This window comes from Hymenobacter artigasi (assembly GCF_012275535.1).
GTDB lineage: Bacteria > Bacteroidota > Bacteroidia > Cytophagales > Hymenobacteraceae > Hymenobacter > Hymenobacter artigasi.
Genome location: NZ_JAAVTK010000008.1, coordinates 62,172 through 85,121, shown reverse-complemented (window position 1 = coordinate 85,121; position 22,950 = coordinate 62,172). Strand labels below are relative to the sequence as shown.

Sequence of the window (22,950 nt, the reverse complement as noted above, 5' to 3'; positions counted from 1 at the left end):
ATGCTGCAACGACTTTTACTCCTGCTGGCCTTCGCGCTATCCTATACTTTCCAAACCCAGGCCCAGGCCTTTGAGCCGGGCCTGCTGGTGCGCGCCAACGGTGATACGCTACGCGGTGAAATCGAGAACAGCTTTTGGAAAGAGCCCCCCGCTGTTATTCGTTTCCGGGCCACGCCCGGCAGTTTGGTGCAGGTGTTGAAGCCCCGGCAACTGAGGGCTGTCCTCTTTACCAACGGGCGCTATTTCCGCTACGAAGCCCTGCCGGTTAATCACGCGGCCGAAGTTCAGCTGGACCGGCTGCCACGTGGCTACACTATTGATGTGCACACAGATTCCCTGCTGGCCGACGTGCTGCTCGAAGGCGCGGCCGAGATGCTGCGGGTTGAACTGAATGGCATCATCCACTACCTCGTTCGTCGGCACGGCCAGCCTTTTCTGGACCTGAGCGAGCAGAAATACCTGCGTGAAACGGTAGCCGGCACCCAGGCCATCACCGATGGCAACAATTACCAAAACACGTTGGGAGTATATTTCGGGGATTGCCCGGCGGCCCAGGCAGCCGCTGCTAAGGCCCCATTCACTGCGCCCGGCATAGCGGTGGTGGTGCAGGCCTATAATACCGGCTGTGCTCCCAGCCAGCAGCCGGGGCGTAGCTGGCTGGTCCAGTCTAAGGTGCGACGCCGGGTATCAGTACAAGGCGGTATTCTGCTGGGGATGCGCTACAACCGGGTGGCTTCGCCCCGGGACATGGACGGCTATGAAGTACTCGACCAGCGCCCCCGTCCCACGGCCGAACTGTTTGCCGAGATGTTTCTTCCCGGCCGCACAACTTCAATCTACGGGGAGCTCAGTCTGAGCACCTTTCGCAGCCGCCAAGGACTGTATAGCTACCGCTCCGGAATCACGGTGGGAGGCGTTAAGGCTTACGAATTTGCGTATGCTGACTATTCGGCCTGGCTGGGTTCAGCGCGCATTGGCCTACGTAAGTATAGTTCGCTTAAGCACAATCAGCAATTGGTACTTGGTGTCAGCTACGAGCTGAACAGTATTTTCAATCCGGCGTTTTCCACCATCACCACTGGCAGCAGCGGCAATCCCACCGAAACAGCACCTGCCGCGCCTGCTTTTAACACCCGAGTGGGATTTACAGCCCAAACTCTTCTTCCCGCACTGACCCTGGGATGGCGGGTCAATCGCCTGACGTTGACTGTAGATGCTCAGCGGAGCTACGATTTTCGCGATAAAAATAATGCCGTAGAGAGCCTATTCCTGGGCTCGGCATGGAGCGCCCGGCTGATGGTCACCTACCAACTGGGCCGCAACCCGGACGCTGTGCGCCCATCAGCCGCCCGCTAAGTGAACCCGGCCGGCGCCGGGCCGTACTAACGGGCCATGCCCTACCTCATTTCTCTGGCCGTATTGGTGGCCATTCTGTACGCGTTTTACCAATACGCCACCGCCGACGCGCGCCTCCGCACGGCCGCGCTGGCCCAGGAATTTCCGGCCGCCTGGCGGCAGATGCTATTCGAGCAGGTGGCCTTCTACGTGGCCCTGACGGATGCCGAAAAAGTCCGGTTTGAAAAGCAAACGCAGGTTTTTCTGGCCCGCACGCGCATTACCGGCGTGCAAACGGAAGTGGATGACAACACGCGCCTGCTGGTGGCTGCCTCGGCCCTCATCCCTGTGTTTGGGTTTTCCGATTGGGAGTACCGCAACCTGAGCGAAGTCCTCATCGTGCCCGATGCCTGGCAGCTGCAAAACGACCCAACCAAGGAAATTAAAACCTTGCAGGGCACGCTGCTCGGCTCGGTGCAGGGCTTCCAGAACCAGCACTACATGCGCCTCTCCAAAGCATCGCTCGAACAAGGCTTCCGCGACGCGGTGGACCGCCAGAACGTGGGCATCCACGAATTTGCGCACCTGCTCGATGAGGCCGACGGCGTGATTGACGGCCTGCCCAAAGTCGCCATGCCCCCCGATTTGCTGCCCCAGTGGGCGGCCGTGGTGCAGCGCGAAATCGCGGCCATTCAGGCCGGCAAATCAGAAATCAACCCCTACGCCGCCACCAACGAGGCCGAGTTCTTCGCCGTCGTCACCGAATACTTCTTTGAGAAGCCCGAGAAGCTACAGGAGCACCACCCCGAGCTGTACCAGCTGCTCACCCAGGCCTTCCGCCAGAAGCCCAAACAGCGCTTCCTCCGCTTCGCCACTGACCCGCGCGAGTGGATAAAAACCTTGCGCAGCCGCCGCAAATTCGGCCGCAACACGCCCTGCCCCTGCGGCAGCGGCCGGAAGTACAAGGACTGCCACCTGGCGGTACAGGCGGTATAATTAAGTAGGTAGTCAGTAATAGAGCAGTTATCGGGTTTGGGTACAGCTTATGAGGCCAGCAGGCAGTAGCGCGAACTTTGTAGTTCGCGTCCCCGCGCCGTTCGAACTGCTCTGATGGAGCGGGGACGCGAACTACAAAGTTCGCGCTACGTGTACAAGAACCTCAAAACCGCTCTAAGTAGTCCGTAATCAGATTTCAGCTATCTAAAAATCAGTCAATTGATTCCTATCTGACTACCGATTACTTATGACTGACTGCTTACGCAATGTCATGCGTCGACTGCGCTCAACATGACGGACTGTTTTGGTTTATCCTGACCTCCCGCTAACGGCTTCCCTGCTGCAATACCCAGTCGCGCACCGCAGTTAGCAGCACCGGGGCAACCACGGGCTCCACCGTGCCATCGGCGGCGGCAATGCGCTCGGCGGCGGGGGTTTGAAACCAGTGGTTGAGGCCCGGCAGCCGGCGGGCGCTGACGCGCTTATTCCCTTTAAGGCCTTTTTCGAGGGCGGTCAGGTTGGTAGCGGCATTCACCTCCGCATCGTCGGTGCCGTTGAGCAACAGTACGGGGCACTGCACATCGGCAAGGCTGGGCTGGGGGTCGAATTTTAGGTAATAGCGGTACCAGGGCGTGAGCAGGTCGGTGGCGCGGGCGCGGGCCAGGGCGGGGTCCTGGTCGGGGTAGCGCTGGCGCAGCATGTTTACCACAATGGCCTGCGCCTGGTCGTTGCTGGCCGTTTGGCGCACAATTTCCAGCATAGTCCGTCGAAATTTGAGGGTTGCTTCCGTCTGCTTGCGCTCTTCGCTTTTGATTTTGAGGCGCTGCTGGGCCACGTAGGTTTCGACCTGCGCCGAGTTGGAGCCACTGGTCCGCAGCTTGGCGGCTTTGGCCAGCACCTCGGCCCAGGCCTGACGGCGGGCCTGGCCAGTGCGGGCCGTGTCGGCGGCGCTCAGCGGTTCGGCCTGGCTGGCCAGCAGGTCGAGCCCCACCAGGCCAGATGCCGCCAGCGTCACTACAAAGCCAGGCGGCACGGGCTGGGCCGCCGCCAGCAGGGCCACGTTGCCCCCCTCGCCGTGGCCGATGAGGCCGGTGCGCGCCGGGTCGATGCTCGGCCGGATGCGCAGGTAGCTGAGGCCCGCCTGCGCATCGCGCATCAGGTCGGCGGTGGTGGCCAGCGGGCCGTTGCCACTCGACTCGCCCACGCCCCGGTCATCGAGGCGCAGCACGGCAATGCCCTGGCGGGCCAGCGTGGCGGCGATATCGGCAAAGAAGCGGTAGCTGCCCTGGCGCGAGTCGCGGTCCTGGCTGCCCATATCGGAGAGCAGCATGGCGGCCGGAAACGGCCCGGCCCCGTCCGGAATACTGAGGGTACCGGCCAGCGCCACGTTGCCCGGCTGGCTGGTCAGGCGCACGGCTTCAATGTGGTAGGTAGTCGCCTTCACGGCTGCGGTTTTTTCCACGGCCACCGTGCCGGCACCGTTGGGGTCGGCGCGCTGCAGCACCAGCGGCACGCGCAGCCCGGGCTGCGACCACACGCCGCGCAACTCCTGCCCCGCCTCGCCCGCCTGAGTGCACACAAAGCGGCAGTCCACGGTAGCGGCGTAAAAAATGAGTGTATCGCCCCGCAGCGTGAGCGAGGCCGGCACCTTGTTCAGGCGCTTGGCGGGCAGGTCGAGGGTGGCAATCAGCTTATTGGCCCCCGGCTGAATGATGCTGATTTGAACGGGTAGCGTCCCGCCGGGAATTGACAGCGGCCCCTTCCAAACGCCGGCCACGCTGGGCATACTGGCCACTGGCGCTGCGGAATGCTGAGCCGCCGAGTCGGGACGGATAGGCGCGCTGGCTTGCCCCAGCACTACCGCCGGCCACAGCCCCACGCCTATTACCACCTTTCCCGCGTTGCGGAGCAGCTTCCGTATCATATCAATTTAAGGCAACCTCATGGCCGCATTGGCTGCGGTAGTTGGGCATCCGGCACGAGCAATAAAAATATGCTTGCTAGCCGCTTATGGCAGCAGCACGCGGTCAATCACGTGGACCACGCCGTTGGTGCACTGCACGTCCGGAATCACCATGTTGGCGGGCACGGTATTGCTGGCCCCTTTCACGGTAAGCACACCGCTCTGGAAGCCTCCCAGTACCACCGGTGCGCCACCGGCCGAGGCCACCGAAGTGTTTTCGGGTAATTCGGGCGTGAATTTCCCGCCCTGCGCACCCCCAACTACGTGGTTGAGCAGCACCGCCGTCACGGTAGCCACGGGCAGCTTGCGGATGTCGCTGGGCTGATTCAGGGGTACGCCCAGCAGCACGCCAAGGTCTTTAAACGCCTGGTCGGTGGGCGCAAATACGGTGAGCGGCGCGCTGCCGGGCGACCCCGTGAGGGCACCTTGCAGGTTGCAGTACACCACGGCTTCAACGAGAAAAGTCAGCTCCGGCTTCACGAAAACCTTGCTGCTTTGCAGGGCCAGCGCCGAATTAAGGATATCGACACCCGTAGCCAGCAGCACCTTGTCAATGGGGTGAATCAGGCCGTTGGCCGCCTTCACATCGGTACCCAGAATCTTGGAGCCGTTCACATACAGCGTGCCGTCGGCCCGCCGAATGATACGCCGGGTGATGCCCAACGCCGAACCTGAGGTGCTGCCCGCCGTGAGCGCGCTGCCCGCCAGCGACCCGCTATAGACGTGGTAGTAAAGCGTGCTCTGCAAAAAAGACTGCTGCAGGACCTCCAAATCCTGGGCCGTGTTGAGGCCAAGGCGGCTGAAAGCAGCGTTGGTGGGGGCAAATACCGTGTAGTTGCCCTGCGGGTCGTTCGGGTTTTTGTTGCCGAGTAGCACGGCTACGTTGCCGCGAATAGCGGCATCTTCCAGTTCCTGAAAATCGGGATTGGTAACGGCAATATTGGTGATAGTAGGTTCAACCTCTTTGTTCTTGGCGCAGCCATTCATGGCTAAAAGGCCCAATGCCAGCAAACCGGCTTTAATGGGGAAATATTTTTTCATCGGGTAAATTATTGTTTTTATCGTGCTAACAAGTGCGTTCAACTCAAATCGCTGAATATAAACGATTTCATAAAGCCATCGGATTGCGCTAAGGTAAATCCGTTCCAGTAAACACACCCGTAGATTGCGTCAGAATAGACTAAATGAGCTGTTTTTGTTTGGCCATACCCAGCCAGGCTACCCCTAATAGTAGTTTCTTATTTATTGTTTTTATGCAAAATTTTTCCAAGCTGTTTTGTAGTGTTCTTTTTATTACCGGCGTGGCTACTACTGCTCAGGGGCAGAGCTTGGTGAGCGGTTTTATGGCGGGCAAGGGCCACGGCTCGGTGGTGGTATCGGGCACGGCTGAGCGCTACACCGATGTGTACCTGGCTCCCGAAAAAATATCGGGCGTTCCGGTTTTTCAGGAGGTGCGCGTCAATTCGCTCAACCTGTACGGCACCTATGGCCTCTCCGACAAGATTGACGCCATCATCAGCCTGCCCTACATTCAGTCGAAAGGCCGCGCCCCGGGGGCGGTTATTGATGGCTTGAACTCCTACTACTCCACGCAGGGCTATACCAACGTGCGCCAGGGCCTGCAGGACGTTACCGCCCTGCTCAAGTTCAAATCCTACACCCGCGAAATCGGCAGCAGCATCCTCGACCTGCTGGGCGTGGTCAGCTTCAGCACCCCGGTGAGCGACTACCAGAGCAACACCGGTTACGGCTATATCATCGCCATCGGCAACCGGGCCACCAAGTACACGGCCTCCGGCGTGGCGCACCTCAAAACCAGCTCGGGCGTGTTTGCCACCGCCCAGGTGGGCTATAGCCTGCGCACCGGCTCCGTGCCCGATGCCCTGGTGGGCGAGGCGAAGCTAGGATACGCCGGCCCCAAAATCTACCTCGAAGGCAATGCGTCTTTTCAGGAATCGAACGGCGGCACCGATATTGCCGCCCAGGGCTTCACCGGCTTTTTTCCCTCCACGCGCGTCAACTACCTCCGCCTGGGGGCCAGCGCCTACCGACCCATCACCAACGGCTTCGGCCTGACGCTGGGGGCTAACACCTACGTGGCCGGCCGCAACATTGGAAAGTCCACCGGCTACTCGGCCGGTATCACGTATAACTTCTAAGTTATTAAGCTACAAGCCACAAGTTCCAGGCTGCAAGCTTTCTCCGGTGTTTCGGAAAAGGCTTGCAGCCTGGAGCTTGTGGCTTGTAGTTTAATTCTTAATAGTTCGATTCCGACGACGGCAGGTCGATGAGGATAAATTGCGCGTCTTTGGCGGCGCGAATCTGTACCACATCGTCGTCGGTCATGCGGGCCTGGTCGTTGGGGCCGAGCTCGGTGCCGTTCACGAAAATGGAGCCCTGCTTCACGTAAATGAAGGTGAGGCGAATGGGGAAGGTTTTGAATTCAATCTCCTCGCCCTCGTCCAGATTCGACCAATAAACCGTGCTGTTGGAATTCATGTACACCACGTCTTCCAGCACTTTCTGGCCGGTCACGAGGGGCACCAGTTGGTTCTTGTTGCCGCTGGTGAAGCCCAGGTCCTTCTGCTCGTAGCTGGGGGCCAGGCCCTTCTGGCCGGGGATGAACCACAGCTGATAGAGGTGCAGGGGCGTATCCTGGCGGTTGAACTCGGAATGGGCTAGGCCGGTGCCGGCCGTCATGCGCTGTACTTCGCCGGCCTTGATGGTCGTTTTGTTGCCCATCGTATCTTGGTGCGTGATTTCGCCGTCGAGCATCAGCGTCACGATTTCCATTTCAGAGTGCGGGTGCTGCGGGAAGCCCGACTGGGCGGCCACACTATCGTCGTTGAACACGCGCAACGGCCCGAAGTGCATATTGGCGCGGTCGAAATAATCGGCAAACGAAAACAGAAAGTAGCTGCTGAGCCAGGCAGCGGGCGCAGCATGGTGACGGTCGGCGGCGGAAATGTATTTGAGCATAGCGTGAGAGCAAGAGGATATGGCGTGCCTACCATACGCGCAGGCCGGGCTGGAAGTTGGCCTTGTCCCGCACAACAAAGCCCTTCCGGGGGCCGGAAGGGCTTTATGGTCTTATTTAAGGAAGCCGCTCCGGGCTATGCTTTGCGCAGCAGGGCTACCTGCTGCTGCAGGTCGAGCACGAGGCTGGCCACGCGCTCCAGCGAGAGTTCGGCAATGGGGAACGTGCTGCTGATGTAGCTTTTTGCCTCCCAGATTTCGAGCACATCGTCGGCCTTCACGTCGTAGGGCGAGAAGTTCGGGTTGTCGGAATGCAGCACGAACATGGCCCCGGAGCGCATTTTATTGAACACGCGCTTGAACACGATGCCGTCGCGCGAGCTCACCACGATGCAGGGCGTGCCATCCTTGATGCTGGCCCACTCTTCCACGTAGCGGCCCACGATGACGGTGCCGCTGGCAATGGGCAGCATCGAGTCGCCGGCAATTTCGAAGGCGCGGTAGGTGCCCGTTTGCGAGAGCATGGGCAGGCGGAACTTGGGCAGCACCTCCAGGTATTCGCGGTCGGCGTAGCCATTGAGGTAGCCGGCAGCGGCTTTTTGGGGCACCAGCTCGATGTTCTCGTTCTGGTCCTTATCCACGGTGAAGGCCAGCACGCGGAGCCGGCCGCCAGCCGCCGGCGTAGGCGGCTCGGGGTTGTCGTCGGCGGAATCAGAATCGGGCGCGTTGGGGTCGGGCGCGGGCAGCGAGCCGATGATTTTGGTGTTCTTCTTCTTGCTGAAATCGGTGGTTACGAGCTGGTCGAGCGTGATGCCGAACAGGCGGGCCATGTTGACGAGCGTGGCGAGGCGGGGCTCGGCGCGGCCTTCTTCATAGGCACCCACCAGCGAACGTTTGATGCCGAGCTTTTCGGCCATCTGGGCCTGCGTGAGGGCGAGCTCGCGCCGGCAAAACTTGAGGTTGGTATTTATCATCGGTGGGAGGCGGCAGCCGGGAGTGGCGTTGGATTCAACGCAGATTCGGCTGGTGAAGTTAGCAACGCAGGCGCGAAGTTACTAATTCACTTAGCTAATAAATTTCTGCCCACCACTTTAGCGTCGAGCAATTTATCTTTCGGCTCCTAATTACCCGTTTTTTCTTATTCTCGCTGAGGTTCGCCGAGGGTAACGCGGAGGTTCGCAGAGTTTAGGTGGTTGGTTTAGCAGGCTTTTTGGGCTCTGATAACGGCCTGAATTCAAACGGCAAGCGAAAGCTTACCTCACTTTACTGGCCGCGCAAACGCCTGTGATACAGCGCGGCCATGCGCAGTTGGAAGTAGTCGTACTTCTCGCGCAGGTGGTCGAACAGGTCGCGCAGGGTGGGCTCGCCGCCGAGCTGGGCGCGGGCGGTGAAAATTTCGGCCAGCTCGGCATCAGTGGTGAAGTCGTGGATGCGCAGCTCGCGGCCTTTGGCGTAGGCGTTGTAGAGGTGGGTTTTCACGGTGCTCAGGGCCAGGCCGCGGCGCTCGGAAATGTCCTCGGGGGTGAGGCCCATCTGGTGGAACTGGATGGTGGCGTCCTCGGAGTCGCTCACGGGCTTTTCGGCCACGGCCACGCGGGGGCGCGGCTCGCTGAACATGTTGTCCGAATCGGAGGGTACGGCCCCGCCGCCATCTTCCAGAATGAGGCGGATGAAGCTCTCGCCGTAGGTCTCGAACTTCTTCATGCCCACGCCCGAAATACCCAGCATGCCCACGCGGTTGACGGGCCGCTCGGCGGCCATCTCCTGCAGCGTGGCATCGGAGAACACCACGTAGGGCGGCACGCCCTGCTCGTCGGCAATCTGCTTGCGGAGCTTGCGCAGTTTGTCGAACAGCTGCGCTTCGGGGGTGCCGAAGGCAGCCGTGGCAGCGGCGTTGGCGGCTTTTTTGCCGGCGCGGGTGGGCTTCTCGGCCTTCTCAGTGGGCTGGAATTTCTTGAGCGGCAGGGCGAGCTGGCCTTTCAGGACTTCGTGGCCGCGCTCGGTGATTTTCAGGGCGTAGCCTTCCTCGTAGGCAATGTAGAACAGGCCGTCGTTCAGCATCTGGTGCACGTAGCTGTACCAGTCGAGGTAGGGCAGGTCGGAGCCCGCGCCGTAGGTTTTTATCTGGTCGTAGCCGCCTTGCAGCACGGCCTGGTTGCGCATGCCGCGCAAGATGTCAATCAGCAGGTTGATAGCGACTTTCTCCCGGCTGCGGAACACGGCCGACAAGGCTTTTTGGGCAATGAGCGTGCCATCGAACGTGGTGGGCGGGTTGCGGCAGATGTCGCAGTTGCCGCAGTCCTGGGGCAGGGTTTCGGAGAAATAGTTGAGCAGGATTTTGCGGCGGCAGCTGGCGGCTTCGGCAAACTGCTGCATGCGCTCCAGCTTGGCGGTGTTGAGTTGGGCCTGACGCGCGGGCACGTCCTTGGTCACCATTTCGCGCATTTGCATCACATCGGCGAAGCTGTAGAACAGGATGGCGGTGCTGGGCGCGCCGTCGCGCCCGGCCCGGCCGATTTCCTGGTAGTAGCCTTCGATATTTTTGGGCAAATTATAGTGCATCACCCAGCGCACGTTGCTCTTGTCGATGCCCATGCCGAAGGCGATGGTAGCTACAATCACCTGAATATCATCCTGCAAGAAAGCCTCCTGAGCCTTACCGCGCTGCAAGGGCGTGAGGCCGGCGTGGTAGTGCGCGGCCTTGATGCCCTTGGCGACGAGCTTGGCCGAGATGGTTTCGCAGGTCTTGCGCGAGAGGCAGTAGATAATGCCGGGGTCCTGCGGGTGGCGGCCAATGTAGTCGATTACCGAGCCCACCCGGTCCTGGCCGGGGCGCACGTTGAGGTTGATGTTGGGCCGGTCGAAGCTCGACAGAAACACCTTGGGCTCGCGCAGGTTGAGTTGGGTGATGATGTCGCGCTTGGTAAGGCGGTCGGCCGTGGCCGTGAGGGCGATGATGGGCGTGTTGGGAAAGTGCGTGCGCAGGGTTCCCAGCTTGGTGTACTCGGGCCGGAAATCGTGGCCCCAGCTTGAGATACAGTGGGCCTCATCGATGGCAAAAAGGCTGATATTGACGCGGTTCAGAAATTGCATGAAGCCCTCGCTCAGCAGCTTCTCGGGCGATACGTAGAGCAGCTTGAGGTAGCCGCCGGTGGCGGCGCGGGCAATGTCGTTGGCCTCGCTCTGGCCCACGCTGCTGTTGATGTAGGCGGCCGCGATGCCGTTGGCTTTCAGGGCTTCCACCTGGTCCTTCATCAGGGCGATGAGAGGGGATACGACAATGCAGGTACCCTCGCTCACCACGGCCGGAATCTGGAAGCAGACGGACTTGCCGCCACCGGTGGGCATGAGCACGACGGTGTCTTTACCGGCGAGGATGTGCTGGATGATGTCGCCCTGCATGGGGCGGAAATTGTCGTAGCCGTAGTACCGTTTCAGGGCCTGGCGGGCGGCGGTGAGTTGCGGCGGGGTGGCTAGTTCGGGCATATCGTTCGGGGTAACCTCCCCCCCCGGCCCCCTCTCCAAAAAAGAGGGGGAGCCAGACGAGGGCATTTGATGGGGTATTTTAAGGAAGCGGGCTACTTCAGCCAAGACTTCGTCTAAGCTGGTTAGCACTTGCTGGTTGGTGAAACGCAGTTCGCGGTAGCCTAATTCCGTTAGCGTGAAGGTACGGCCGGCATCGTATTCAGCCTGCTCGGGGGAGTTGTGGATTTCGCCGTCAAGCTCGATGGTGAGCTTGGCCTCAACGCAGATGAAATCGACGATAAAAAAGTCAATGCCGTGCTGGCGACGGAATTTGAATCCAAGCTTTGAGCCACGTAATTTCTGCCAAAGGATGTTTTCGGCGGGCGTGGGGGCCTTGCGGTTTTCGCGGGCGTAGGCTTTTAGGTGCTTTTCCCAAGTACGCGGGTCGGTGGTGTAGATGTGCTCCTGCGGGCCGCTTAGCTTGGGCGGGGTTTCCATATTGGGAAGGTAGCATCGGCAAGCGTCAACCTCACCCCCTGACCCCCTCTCCAAAAAAGAGGGGGCACCGGTTTGGCCCTGATTTTGGTTTTTCTAGCCTCGAAAAGGCTAAAAAGTCAATTCAGAAAACACATCAAAATTTACATCCGAGCAATGCCGGTGCCCCCTCTTTTTTGGAGAGGGGGTCAGGGGGTGAGGTTTTCCGGCTGCGCCGCCCGCGGCTCCCTCTTCGACCCCCGGTACAGCTCATACTTCAGCAACCGGCAATCAATCGGCCCATTAAACAACGGTACGCGCCGCGCCGGCTTCAGCCCGATGCTCTTCGACGCCTCCAGATTCCCGGTGAACACGAACGCATTGTAGCCCTGAAAATTCGTTTTCAGCGAATCGCCAATCGTCTTATAAAGGGCCGTCATTTCGGCCTCTTCCCCTATTCGCTCGCCGTAGGGCGGGTTCATCAGCACGATGCCGGGCTCCTCCTTGGCCGGGGCTACGGCGTCCTTCACGTCGCGCACCGACAGCTTGATGTAGTCTTCCAGGCCGGCGGCGGTGATGTTGGCGGCCGCCATGTCGATAACGCGGGGGTCGAGGTCGGAGCCGGCGAGGTAGGCTTGCGGCTCTTCCAGGCGCTGGGCTTTGGCTTCTTCGCGCACCTGGTTCCAGAGCTCGGGGTCGAAGTCGTACCAGTTTTCGAAGCCGAACTTGCCCTGGTGGAACAGGCCGGGCGCGATGCGCTGGCTGATGAGGCCGGCCTCGGTGAGGATGGTGGCCGAGCCGCACATGGGGTCGATGAGGGGCTGCTGGCCATCCCAGCCCGAGAGCAGGACCAGGCCGGCGGCCAGCACCTCGTTCAGGGGGGCTTCGTTGGTGTGCTGGCGGTAGCCGCGGCGGTGCAGCGAGTCGCCGGCCGCGTCGAGGCTGAGGATGACTTCGTTTTCCGTCATGCGCAGGTGCAGGCGGATATCGGGCTGGCGGGTATCCACGCTGGGTCGCTCGCCGGTGCGGGCCCGGAACTGGTCCACGATGGCATCCTTGGTGAGCTGGGCCACGAAGAGCGAGTGCTCGAAGGTGGAGCGGTTCACCACCGGCGTGATGGCGAAAGTCTGGCCGGGGCCGATGAAATCCTGCCAGTCGATGCGGCTTACTTCGCGGTACAGCTGCTTTTCATCGGCGGCGTGGAAGGCGGCGAAGGGCCGCAGCAGGCGCATGGAGAGGCGGCTCCAAAGGGCCGCTTCGTAGAGCAGGCGGTGGTCGCCGATGAACTCGACGGCGCGGCTGCCTACGTGGGTAATGTCGGCCCCGAGGGCGTAGAGCTCGTCGGCGAGCAGTTCTTCCAGGCCGAACTGGGTGGTGGCGGTGAGGTGCATAAAGTAGCGCGGACTTTTGGTCCGCATCCGCAAAGGTCGGCAGAAAGTGTAGCGCATGCTTTAGCTTGCGCCATCAAACCCGTCACATTCCCACTGGGCGCAGGCTAAAGCGTGCGCTACGCTCCTATGGCCCTCGCCCCTTCCTCCGCTCCCACCATCAGTGCCGCCGCGCCCGCTCGCTCCTACGCCGGCCCCATGGTGCTGATGACCACCCTGTTCTTCCTGTTCGGGGCCGTCACCAATTTCAACGACGTGCTCATGCCCTACCTCAAGGACGTGTGCCAGCTCACCGATTTGCAGTCCTCGGCCGTGCAGTCGGCGTTTTTTGGGGCGTATTTTCTCATGTCGCTGCCGGCGGGCTGGGTCCTGAAGAAGCTGGGCTACCAGCGCGGCATCGTGGTGGGGCTGCTGGTGATGGCGGGCGGCGCGCTGCTCTTCATTCCGGCGGCCGACTCGCGGGCTTTTGCGCTATTTCTCACGGCGCTGGCCACGCTGGGGGCCGGCATCACGCTGCTGCAGGTGGCGGCCAATCCCTACGTGAGCATTCTGGGGCCGGCGCGCAACGCAGCGGCGCGGGTAAGCATTGTGGGCGTAGCCAATAACTTCGGCGGGGCGCTCTCGCCGCTGGTGGGCGGGCTGGTACTGTTCGGCGGCTCGGTGGCGCTTAAGGCGCGGCTGGCGGCGCTGCCCCTCACCGAGCGGCTGGCCGAAGAATCGCAGCTGGTGAAGGGGCCTTATATAGGTCTGGCCGTGTTTCTGGTGCTGCTGGCGGCGCTGTTTTTCTTTCTGGTGAAGCTACCCGACATCGAAGGCATACCCGAAGAGGCCGCCGAAGAGGCACGGCCCATGGCAGCCGGGCGCACGTCGGCGCTGGCATTTCCGCACCTCGTGCTCGGCATTGCAGCCATTTTCGTGTACGTGGGCGTGGAGGTTGGCTTGGGCTCATTCTTGATTCGCTACGGCGAAAGCCAGGGTATCCGGCAGCTTTCCGCTTTCACCCAAAGCCTGGTGCAGGGGCTGAATGTGGCCACCAACTACGCCCTGGTGCTCTTTGGCAAGGAGCCGTCGGCCATCGACACCACCGTTGGCTTCACCAAAGCGGTGGGCGCGGTGCTGGTGTCGTCGTACTGGTTTGGGTCGCTCATCGGGCGTGTGGTGGGCATTCCGCTGCTGCTCAGGTTTCACAACCGCGTGCTGCTGGTAGCAGTGTGCGCGGCCGGTACGGCGCTGGTGGGCGCGAGTATTCTCAGCACTGGTGAAACCGCACTTTGGCTCATCGTGCTCTGCGGGCTGATGAACTCCATTATGTGGCCCGTCATTTTCCCGCTGGCCATCACCGGGCTGGGTCCATTCACCAAGCAGGGCTCTTCTTATTTGATTATGGCCATCGTGGGCGGGGCGCTTATTCCGCCGCTCATGGGCTGGCTGGCCACGCACGGCGGCGGGCTGCGGGTGGCGTTTGTGGTGCCGGCGCTGTGCTATTTGTACCTGTTGTTTTATGCCGTGAGCGGCTACCGGGTACGGTAGCGCGGCTGTCCCTGCCCGTGAGACAGGGCTTTCAAACCAAGAGCTGAGGTTGGCCGTAGATTGCGCCGTGGTCCATAAATTTACCGGCACGGTTCTTTCTTCTATTTTATTTAAACCCTTCCCTGAATATGAAAAGCCTGTTTAACACTTCCAAAATCCTATCCTTTATTTTGGCATTCCTGCTGCTGAGTGCCAGCGGCTGCAAGAAGATTGAAGACCTGCTCACGTTTAAAATAGACGATTCCAGCAGCTTCGTGGTGCCGGCCTCGGGCCTGCTCAATACCACGGTATTGTCGTTGCCGGGCACTACGGTTAATTCCTCTTCGTCGGGCACGTATTCGGCCAACAACACCAACGCCGACCATGTGCAGGACGTGACCCTCGACCGCCTCACCCTGACCGTGACCGACCCGGCCGGCCAGAATTTCGACTTCCTGAAAAGCGTAAAAATCTACATCGCCAGCGACAACCAGGGCACCAACAAAACCCTGCTGGCCTCCCTCGACCCCGTGCCCACCGGCCAGACTGCCATCAACCTGACGCCCTCCGGTGCCAAGCTCGACCTGTACCTGCGCAACGGCTCCTACTCGCTGTTTACCGATGTGACCATGGCCCAGCCCGTGCGCCAGAACACCACCGTGCGCGCCGACTCGCGCTTCAACGTGAAAGCCAAGCTGAAGTAACGGCCAAAGACGCGCCTACGCCTCCCGCAGATATGCTGGCGGTACGGCCTCCACCAGCCACACGCCGTTGCCGGATTCATAGAACACCACGCCGGCGGCGAGCAGGGCGGCGGCATCTACCGTCAGGATGATGGGCGGGCCGCGCCGGGCGCCCACACGCCGGGCCGTTTCGGCATCGGGCGAGAGGTGGACGTGGTGACGCTTCATCTTCTGCAGACCTTCACGCCGGATAGCGGGCAGCGCGGCTGGCGCCGTGCCGTGGTAGAGCACGGCGGGCGGCACGGCCGGCAGCAGCTGCAAATCGACTTCCACGCTGTGGCCCTGCTGGGCCCGAATCCGGGTGCCGTCGGCATCGAAGGCGAAGCGCTGTTTGTCGCTGCCCGTCACGATTTCCGTCAACTCGTCCTGGCTGATGGGCATGCCGTGCACCGCGCTGGCAGCCAGCAAATCAGTGACGCCTACCCAGCCGCCTTCCTGCAAGGTCAGGCCGATGGCGGCGGGCGTGTGACGCAGGTGCAGGCTGAGAAACTTGCTGAGGCGGGTGGCTTGCTTGGGGTCCATAAGTACGAAGGTAGCAGGCTGTACCGTGGACGCTGCGAGCCCGCGCGCATGAACGCCGACATCACCCAGCACCAACGCACGGACTCGCGGCGTCCACGGTACTTCGTCTGGCCGCTACCTTTGCAGGCATGATGCCTACGCTCGAAGAAAACGTCTCCCTCCGCCCCTACAATACCTTCGGCCTCGATGTGCGGGCCCGCTACTTCGCCCGCTTCGCCTCGGCCGATGAGCTGCGCGCGCTGCTGCAGCTGCCCCAGGTACAGGCGGCTGAAAAGCTCATTCTGGGCGGCGGCTCCAACCTGCTGTTCACCCAGGATTTCGCCGGCGTGGTGCTTAAGAATGAGATTCGCGGGCTGGAAATTATCAGCGAAGACGGTGATGCCCAAACGGCTCTCGTGCGGGCCGGGGCCGGCGAGAGCTGGCACGGCCTGGTCGAATACACGCTCGACCAGCAGCTCAGCGGCATCGAAAACCTCTCCCTCATTCCCGGCACGGTGGGCGCGGCCCCGCTGCAGAACATCGGGGCCTACGGGGCCGAGTTGCGCGACACCTTCGACCACCTGGAGGCCGTGGAAATAGCTACCGGCGAAGGCCGCGTGTTTTCGGCCGGCGAGTGCGGCTTTGGCTACCGCGAAAGCGTGTTCAAAAACGTGCTCAAAAGCCAGTTTGTGGTGACGGCCGTGGTGCTGCGCCTGCACCGCCAGGCCCGCCCCAACCTCCAGTACGGGGCCATTGCCGATACGCTGGCCGAGCTCGGCATCGAGGGCGAGCCCACGCCGCAGGACGTGAGCCGGGCCGTGGTGCACATTCGTCGCTCCAAGCTGCCCGACCCGGCCGAAATCGGCAACGCCGGCTCGTTTTTCAAGAACCCCGAAATCTCCCAGGCCCGGTTCGACCACCTCAAAAGCCAGTACCCCGACCTGCCCGGCTACCCCGTGCCCGGCGGCGTGAAGGTGCCCGCCGGCTGGCTAATCGAGCGGGCCGGCTGGAAGGGGCTGCGGCGCGGCCCCGGCGAAGGCACCCACGGCGTGCACGCCCGGCAGGCCCTGGTGCTCGTGAACCACGGCGGGGCTACTGGCAGCGAAGTACGCCAACTGGCCGAAGAGATAATCTCGTCCGTACGCCAGCAGTTCGGCATCGACCTTCACCCGGAAGTTAATATTTTGTGATTGAATAGCACCCGGCCAATCAGTCGATAATATTGCTGAAAATGAGAAATGATGCGTAATTTGTCGCATTCTTTACATCAGCCATTTCGCGGCCGGTCTGCTTATTCTTCAATTTATGAAACCAACTTTCCTCCTGCTTGCCGGGGTGCTTGCCGGCCCGGCGTGGGCAGCTCCGGCTTCCCTGCTCACCCTCCCTACGCCCCCAGTTCTCACCCTGAAAGCGGCCCGGGCCTTGGGGCCGGGCAGCACCGTTACGGTGCGAGCCGTAGTGCTGAACGGGGCCGAGATGGGCAACATTCGCTACGTGCAGGATGGCGAAGCCGGCCTGGCCCTCTACGCCCAGCCCGCCAAGCTGCCGGGCTTCGGCGACTTGCAGGCCGGCGACAGCATTCAGGTGACGGGCCAGCTCAAGGTCTACAACGGGCTGCTGGAAATGGACCCCGTCGCTTCGTTTCATAAGCTGGCCGGCGGCCGGCGGCTGCATCCGCTGCACGTGCCGGCAGACCAGGTTGCCACGGCTTTTGCCGAGGCGAATGAAAGCCGGCTGGTTGAGATAACCGGCATAACGCGGCTGCTCACCCCAACCAGCGCCCCCGCCGAGGCCCTGGTTGGCAACGCCAATTACCTGCTCGACGGCACGGCCGGCGCGCTGCTGCGCGTGGGGGCCGCCAGTACCGGGCCCGATGGCCTTATCGGAACCACTCCGCCCACCGGCGAGCCGTTCGACGTGCGCGGCATCATGAGCCAGTACGCGCCGGGGGGCACCGGCGGCTACCAGCTGCTGCCCCGCCTGGCCACCGACTTTGTGCGCGGCAGCGGCCTGCCCCGCCTCACCGAAGAGCCCGTGCCCGTCGATGTCAGTGCTACGGGCTTCACCGTGGTGTATTCTACCCTGAACCCCGGCGATACCCGCGTGCGCTACGGCCTCAACGCCAAAGAACTGAAAGAAAGCCGCCTGGATGCCAGCCTGACCACCCACCACAGCCTCACGCTGAACAACCTGATTCCCGGCACTACCTACTACGTGGAGGTGAGCTCGCGCAACGGAGCCGGCACCGAAACGGCCACGCCGGTACCCTTCATCACGAGCACCGGCAAGCGCAGCCGGAGCAGCGGCAAAAACTAAATCGGGGACGCTGAATACGCCAACGCCCGGGTTGGCCGCCACGCAAACCGGCGGCCCGACCCGGGCGTTGGTTTGCCCAAAATTCAGCATCTTTGTATTTCGGCCCAGTGCTTCAACTTTAACTTAATCATTTCTTTACATTCTGTTTTTCTTATGAAGAAACTTACTCTGCTGGCGTTGTTGGCGTGTGCTACGTCGTGGCACGCGGCTTCCGCCCAAACGGCCATCACCATTGCGGCGGCCCGCGCTCAGGCCCCCACGGCCAACAACGTGGCCGGCCCCACCGTGACGGTGCGCGGCATTGTGACCAACGGCGACGAGTTGGGCTCCACGGTGAGCATCGTTCGTTATATCCAGGACCGCACGGCGGGCATTGCCGTGTACACGACGGGCGGTGCCACGGGGCCGCTGGTGTCGCCGCTGGTTCCCGGCGACAGCATTGAAGTTACCGGCAGCCTGAAAATGTATCGCGGCCTGCTCGAAATCGACCCCATTGCCTCCCTCACCGTGCTGGCCGGCAACCGGCCGGTGCCGGCCCCGGTCGTGTTCACGGCGGCCCAGGCTGCTTCGGCCTACGCTGAGCAGTACGAAGGCATGCTGGTACGCATCAACGGCCTGACTTCGGTGAATACCACCGGCGGCGGCGCGGTAGCGGCCTTCACGGCCAACACCACCTACCGCCTGAACAACAATACGACGCTGGTCAACTATGTACCGACCAACTCCAACGGCCCCGATGGCCTCATTGGCAAGCCCAGTCCCACGGGCACCTTCGATGCCATTGGCATCATGAGCCAGTACTCGCCATCGGCCACCAGCATTGTGGGCGGCTACCAGATGCTCAGCCGCAAGTACGCCGACTTCGTGCAGGGCCTCACGCCTAACCTGACCACCAGCCCGGTGCCTTCCAACATCACCACCACCGGCTTCACGGTCAGCTTCAACACCCAGAACGCCGGCAACACTATCCTGTCGTATTCCACCACGCCTAACGGCACGTTCACGACGGTACCGGGGTCCACAGCCCTCACCACGGCTCACAGCCAGGTTATTACGGGCCTGCAGCCCGCTACCATCTACTACGTACAAGCCGTGTCGGTGAACAGCGTGGGCCGGTCGGAGTCGCGCGCGGTACCCATGATTACGGCTTCGCTGTCGTCGGGCGTTATCAAGAACTTCTTCAACCGGACGGTAGATGCCTCCCTGGCCCTGCCCGGCAACGCGGCCGTGACCATGCTCAACGGCGCGGCCCCCGATACACTGGTGCGCTACATCAACCGCGCCACCCAGACGCTGGACATTGCCATCTACAACTGGAACAACACGACTATTCTGAACGCGGTGAATGCCGCCAAAACGCGTGGCGTACAGGTGCGCGTTATTTTCGAAGACGACAACGCCAACGTGAGCGTGGGCCAGCTGCTGGCTTCTATTCCCCGCGTACCCCGCCCGGCCCAGCCCGGCAGCAGCGGCAGCAGCATCATGCACAACAAGTTTGTGATTATTGATGCCGAAAGCACCAACCCCAACGTGCCGTGGGTGTGGACGGGCTCGATGAACTGGACCCCGGCCCAGCTCACCACCGATGCCAACAACGTGATTGCCATTCAGGACCAGTCGCTGGCCCGCGTCTACGCCGTGGAATTCAATGAGATGTGGGGTTCGCAGACGGCTACGCCCGGCACCAGCCTGTTTGGCTCGCGCAAGTCCGACAACACGCCGCACTACCTGAACATCGGCGGCAAGTCGGTGGAGTCGTACTTCTCGCCCACCGATAACGTGAACGCCCGCTTGCTCACCGCCATCGCCTCGGCCGACAACGACCTGCACTTCGAGTCGATGCTCGTGACCCGGGCCGACCTGGGCCGCGCCATTGCCAACCAGATAACCACGCGCAACATCGCGGGCTGCTCCGACGGCCTCGTGAACGACACCAGCGGCACGGCCGGCTACGCCTTCCGCCTCGCGCAGGCAGGCCTGGGCAACCGCCTCATCATCAAGCGTACAGCAGCCGGCTTCGGCATTATGCACCACAAAACCCTGATTGTGGACGCTGGCGCCAGCCAGTCGGACCCCACGGTGTTCGTGGGCTCGCACAACTGGACGGCTTCGGCCGATACCGAGAATGACGAAAACACGCTGGTGGTGCACGATGCCCGCGTGACCAACCGCTACTACCAGGAGTACGCCGCCCGCATCGCCGAGAACACCACGGCGTTCACGGTGTGCCGCCTGGTGCTGGCTACCCGCACCGGCACGGTGCAGGCCAGCACCATGCAGGCCTACCCCAACCCGGCCCGTGGCAGCTTCAGCCTGCACCTGGCCAGCAGCTCGGCCCGCACCGCCACCATCGTGCTGCGCGATGTGACCGGCCGCGTAGTGCTCACCCAGACCCAGCCCCTCACCGGCACCGACCTCACCATCGACGCCACGGCGCTGAAAGCGGGCCTGTACATGGTGCAGGTAACTACTCCCGAGGCCGTGCAGACGAGCCGCGTAGTAGTAGAATAACCTGAGCGAAACTGACGCAAAAAAGGCGGCTCCCGAATAGGGAGCCGCCTTTTTTGTTGGTTGCTTAGTGGCTGTTTCGTGTCATCCTGAGCGCAGCGAAGGACCTTATCATGACTGAATGGCTTACAGTAATCAACGCAAACGTGGCAAGGTCCTTCGCTACGCTCAGGATGACACGGGTTTACTTCAGCACCGCAATGGTCACGCCGTCGCCGCCCCGGTCGGCGTGCTCGTCGGCCACGCTGGCTACGGCCCGCTGCGAGCGCAGGTAGTCGCGCACTACGTGGCGGAGTACGCCGTTGCCGCGCCCGTGCAGGAACTTGATTTCGGGCATGCCCAGCATCACGGCGTCGTCCACGAAGCTCATGGTTTTGGTGAGGGCGTCTTCGGCGCGCTCGCCGCGCAGGTCGAGGGTGGGGCTGAAGCCGGCCATGCGGTCGGTGATGTTCACGCCGTTGCCGCCACCGGAGCTGCCGCCGCTGAGCCGCGATTTTTGGGATTTGGCGGCCTGCTCGCGCTCGCGGATTTCGGCCCGGCCCAGCTTTTCGAGCTGGCTGAGCTTGGTCAGCGTCTTCATGCCGCCGAATATGACTTCGGCGGTCTGGCCTTTCACGCTCACCACCTCGCCGTGGCCTTCCTGGCCGAACAGGGCCACTTTGTCGCCGGGCTTGAGGTCGCCGGCTTCGGCGCGCTCGCGGGTGGCTTTGGGCTTGGGCGGCTCAATCTGCAGTTCTTTCTTGACGAAGTTATCGAGCTTCTCGCGGGCAGCCTTGTTGATTTCCTTGTCGGCATTGCCGCGCCGGATTTCGCCGATGGTGGCTTCGATTTGCTGGTTGGTGTTTACCAACAAGGCTTTGGCCTGCTGCTTGGCCGTGCGCAGGGTTTCGATTTTGGTGTCTTCGAGGTGCTGCTTGAGGTCCTGGTATTCCTTGGCGGCGCTTTTGAGGCGGCGTTCGGCTTTGGCGGCTTCGGCGGTGCGGGTTTCGAGTTCGGTTTTCTCCTTTTCGAGGCCTTCGAGCAGGCGGTCGTAGCGGATTTTATCCTTGCCCACCAGCTGGGTGGCGCGCTCCACCACTTCCTTCGGCAGGCCGATTTTGCGGGCAATTTCGATGGCGAACGACGAGCCCGGCTTGCCCACTTCGAGGCGATACAGCGGCTGCAGTTTCTCGGGGTCGTAGCGCATGGCGCCGTTCACGAGGTGCGGGGTGCGCTCAGCGAAGTTCTTCAGGTTGGTGTAGTGCGTGGTAATCACGCCGTAGACCCGCGCCTTGTTCAGCTGGTCGAGCACGGCTTCGGCAATGGCCCCGCCCAGGCTGGGCTCGGTGCCGGTGCCGAATTCGTCGATGAGCACCAGGCTTTTCTTGCCGGCCAGCAGCATGAATTGCTTCATGGCCAGCAAGTGCGAGGAGTAGGTACTCAGGTCGTTTTCCAGGCTCTGCTCGTCGCCGATGTCCAGGAAAATATCCTCGAACACGCCGGCTTCGGAGTTGTCGGCGCACGGGATGAGCAGGCCCATTTGCAGCATGAACTGCACAAGGCCCACGGTTTTCAGGCTCACGGATTTGCCGCCGGCGTTGGGGCCGGAGATGACGAGGATGCGCTGCTCGTGGTTCAGTTCCAGGTCGAGCGGCACTACTTCGCGGGGGTCGCCGTTGTCGCGCTTGTGCTGGGCAAAGGCCAGCTGCAACAGCGGGTGGCGCACCTGCACCCACTTCAGCAGGGGCTTGTTGTGCAGCACGGGCAGGCGGCAATCGAGCGTGACGGCCAATCTGGCCTTTGCTCTAATGAAGTCAATCAACCCCAAATAGGAATACGCTTTGCGCAAGTCCGGAATGTGCGGGCGCAGCTGGTCGGTGAGGGCCGTGAGGATGCGAATCAGCTCGCGATGGTAAGCGTTATCGAGGTCCTTGATGTCGTTGTTGAGCTCAAAAACGGCTTCCGGCTCGATGTACACCGTTTGGCCCGAGGCCGATTCGTCGTGAATCAGGCCCTTCACCTTGCGCTTGTGCTCGGCAATGACGGGCAGCACCAAACGCCCACCGCGAATGGTGGGCTCGGAGTCGCTGGGAATCCAGCCCTCGTTTTTGGCGTGGCGCAGAATGCCGGCAATCTGCTTGCGCAGCTGGCCCTGGCGGGCAATGAGCTCCTGCCGAATCTGGCGCAGCAGCGGGCTCGCGTCGTCGCGCACCGCGCCTTCATCGTCCACCACTTTATCCAACGCGGCCAGCAAATTGCGGTCGACCTGGATGCCGATGCCCAGCAGGCGCAGCGAGGGGTACAGGCTGGGGTCGGCATCGGAGAAGAAGCTCAGCGCCTGCCGGATGGTGCGCAGGCTCATCTTAACCTCGAAGAAGGCGGCCACGTCCAGGTACGCGCCCGGCAGGGCGGCGCGCTTGAGGTGGGCCTGAGCATCGTGGTAGTGCGAGGCCGGGAAATCGGCCCCGGAGCGCAGCAGGTAGGTGAATTCGTCGGCCTGTTGGAGCAGTTTCAGCAGGGGCTCGTGCTTGGGCTGGAACTCCATGCGGGCCACGTAGTGCCGGCCCAGGGCGGAAAGGCAATTGGCTTCAAGCTGCTCGCGCAGGGTGGTGAAGCCGATTTTTTGTTCGAAGTGTTGTGGTAACAGCAAGAAATTGAGCTTTGCGGGATTTCAGAATTGGGTACGAAGGTAAACAGCGGGCGGGGCGGGAAAGATTCGCGGCGGGCCGCTCAAATTGAGGCTGTTTCGTGAGTGTCCGTCATCCTGAGCATTTCGCGCATAAAGCGAAGACGAAGG

At 61.9% G+C, this 22,950-nt stretch carries 16 protein-coding genes; 8 read left to right on the top strand and 8 right to left on the bottom strand.

The window, feature by feature from the left end:
• Together HBN54_RS13970 and HBN54_RS13965 are read left to right on the top strand one after the other, a co-directional pair.
• On the top strand, window positions 1-1,356 hold the full coding sequence (locus HBN54_RS13970) for a gluconate 2-dehydrogenase subunit 3 family protein (protein WP_168673835.1): 1,356 nt from the start codon (window positions 1-3) through the stop codon (window positions 1,354-1,356).
• A 36-nt stretch (window positions 1,357-1,392) separates the two neighbouring features.
• Entirely contained in the window at window positions 1,393-2,331 is a 939-nt protein-coding gene (locus tag HBN54_RS13965; RefSeq protein ID WP_168673834.1) for a M90 family metallopeptidase, read from the top strand.
• A gap of 325 nt (window positions 2,332-2,656) precedes the next feature.
• On the opposite strand, the gene HBN54_RS13960 is transcribed toward HBN54_RS13965, so the two are convergent.
• Together HBN54_RS13960 and HBN54_RS13955 are read right to left on the bottom strand one after the other, a co-directional pair.
• The gene (locus tag HBN54_RS13960; protein ID WP_168673833.1) at window positions 2,657-4,255 is read right to left on the bottom strand and encodes an alpha/beta hydrolase; all 1,599 of its coding nucleotides are present in this window, start codon (window positions 4,253-4,255) and stop codon (window positions 2,657-2,659) included.
• An 84-nt stretch (window positions 4,256-4,339) separates the two neighbouring features.
• Window positions 4,340-5,335 carry a fasciclin domain-containing protein gene (locus HBN54_RS13955; RefSeq protein ID WP_168673832.1) on the bottom strand — a complete coding sequence of 332 codons (996 nt, stop codon included), beginning with the start codon at window positions 5,333-5,335 and terminating at the stop codon, window positions 4,340-4,342.
• A gap of 212 nt (window positions 5,336-5,547) precedes the next feature.
• Between HBN54_RS13955 and HBN54_RS13950 the strand changes: the two genes are divergently transcribed.
• Window positions 5,548-6,453: a hypothetical protein gene (locus tag HBN54_RS13950; RefSeq protein ID WP_168673831.1), complete on the top strand. Its 906-nt coding sequence runs from the start codon at window positions 5,548-5,550 to the stop codon at window positions 6,451-6,453.
• 97 nt (window positions 6,454-6,550) lie between these two features.
• On the opposite strand, the gene HBN54_RS13945 is transcribed toward HBN54_RS13950, so the two are convergent.
• The 4 genes from HBN54_RS13945 to HBN54_RS13925 all read right to left on the bottom strand — a co-directional run bounded on the left by HBN54_RS13945 (window position 6,551) and on the right by HBN54_RS13925 (window position 12,627).
• Complete coding sequence (locus HBN54_RS13945) at window positions 6,551-7,273, bottom strand: pirin family protein (protein ID WP_168673830.1); 723 nt, start codon at window positions 7,271-7,273, stop codon at window positions 6,551-6,553.
• Between the two features lie 134 nt (window positions 7,274-7,407).
• Complete coding sequence (locus tag HBN54_RS13940) at window positions 7,408-8,244, bottom strand: LexA family transcriptional regulator (RefSeq protein WP_168673829.1); 837 nt, start codon at window positions 8,242-8,244, stop codon at window positions 7,408-7,410.
• A 289-nt stretch (window positions 8,245-8,533) separates the two neighbouring features.
• Window positions 8,534-11,233: a DNA helicase RecQ gene (gene recQ / locus HBN54_RS13935; RefSeq protein WP_210428063.1), complete on the bottom strand. Its 2,700-nt coding sequence runs from the start codon at window positions 11,231-11,233 to the stop codon at window positions 8,534-8,536.
• 185 nt (window positions 11,234-11,418) lie between these two features.
• The gene (locus tag HBN54_RS13925; RefSeq protein WP_168673828.1) at window positions 11,419-12,627 is read right to left on the bottom strand and encodes a THUMP domain-containing class I SAM-dependent RNA methyltransferase; all 1,209 of its coding nucleotides are present in this window, start codon (window positions 12,625-12,627) and stop codon (window positions 11,419-11,421) included.
• Window positions 12,628-12,726: 99 nt separating this feature from the next.
• Between HBN54_RS13925 and HBN54_RS13920 the strand changes: the two genes are divergently transcribed.
• Together HBN54_RS13920 and HBN54_RS13915 are read left to right on the top strand one after the other, a co-directional pair.
• Window positions 12,727-14,127, top strand: a complete 1,401-nt coding sequence (locus HBN54_RS13920) for a sugar MFS transporter (protein ID WP_168673827.1) — start codon at window positions 12,727-12,729, stop codon at window positions 14,125-14,127.
• 128 nt (window positions 14,128-14,255) lie between these two features.
• Window positions 14,256-14,810: a hypothetical protein gene (locus tag HBN54_RS13915; protein ID WP_168673826.1), complete on the top strand. Its 555-nt coding sequence runs from the start codon at window positions 14,256-14,258 to the stop codon at window positions 14,808-14,810.
• A gap of 15 nt (window positions 14,811-14,825) precedes the next feature.
• On the opposite strand, the gene HBN54_RS13910 is transcribed toward HBN54_RS13915, so the two are convergent.
• Window positions 14,826-15,371, bottom strand: coding sequence for an RNA 2'-phosphotransferase (locus HBN54_RS13910; RefSeq protein ID WP_168673825.1), 546 nt, complete (start codon window positions 15,369-15,371; stop codon window positions 14,826-14,828).
• 131 nt (window positions 15,372-15,502) lie between these two features.
• Between HBN54_RS13910 and murB the strand changes: the two genes are divergently transcribed.
• The 3 genes from murB (at window position 15,503) to HBN54_RS13895 (ending at window position 20,177) form a co-directional block, all read left to right on the top strand.
• Window positions 15,503-16,540: a UDP-N-acetylmuramate dehydrogenase gene (gene murB / locus HBN54_RS13905; protein ID WP_168673972.1), complete on the top strand. Its 1,038-nt coding sequence runs from the start codon at window positions 15,503-15,505 to the stop codon at window positions 16,538-16,540.
• Between the two features lie 115 nt (window positions 16,541-16,655).
• Window positions 16,656-17,666 carry a fibronectin type III domain-containing protein gene (locus HBN54_RS13900; protein WP_168673824.1) on the top strand — a complete coding sequence of 337 codons (1,011 nt, stop codon included), beginning with the start codon at window positions 16,656-16,658 and terminating at the stop codon, window positions 17,664-17,666.
• Window positions 17,667-17,819: 153 nt separating this feature from the next.
• Window positions 17,820-20,177, top strand: coding sequence for a phospholipase D-like domain-containing protein (locus tag HBN54_RS13895; RefSeq protein ID WP_168673823.1), 2,358 nt, complete (start codon window positions 17,820-17,822; stop codon window positions 20,175-20,177).
• Between the two features lie 181 nt (window positions 20,178-20,358).
• On the opposite strand, the gene HBN54_RS13890 is transcribed toward HBN54_RS13895, so the two are convergent.
• The gene (locus HBN54_RS13890; protein ID WP_168673822.1) at window positions 20,359-22,803 is read right to left on the bottom strand and encodes an endonuclease MutS2; all 2,445 of its coding nucleotides are present in this window, start codon (window positions 22,801-22,803) and stop codon (window positions 20,359-20,361) included.
• Between the last annotated feature and the right edge of the window lie 147 nt (window positions 22,804-22,950).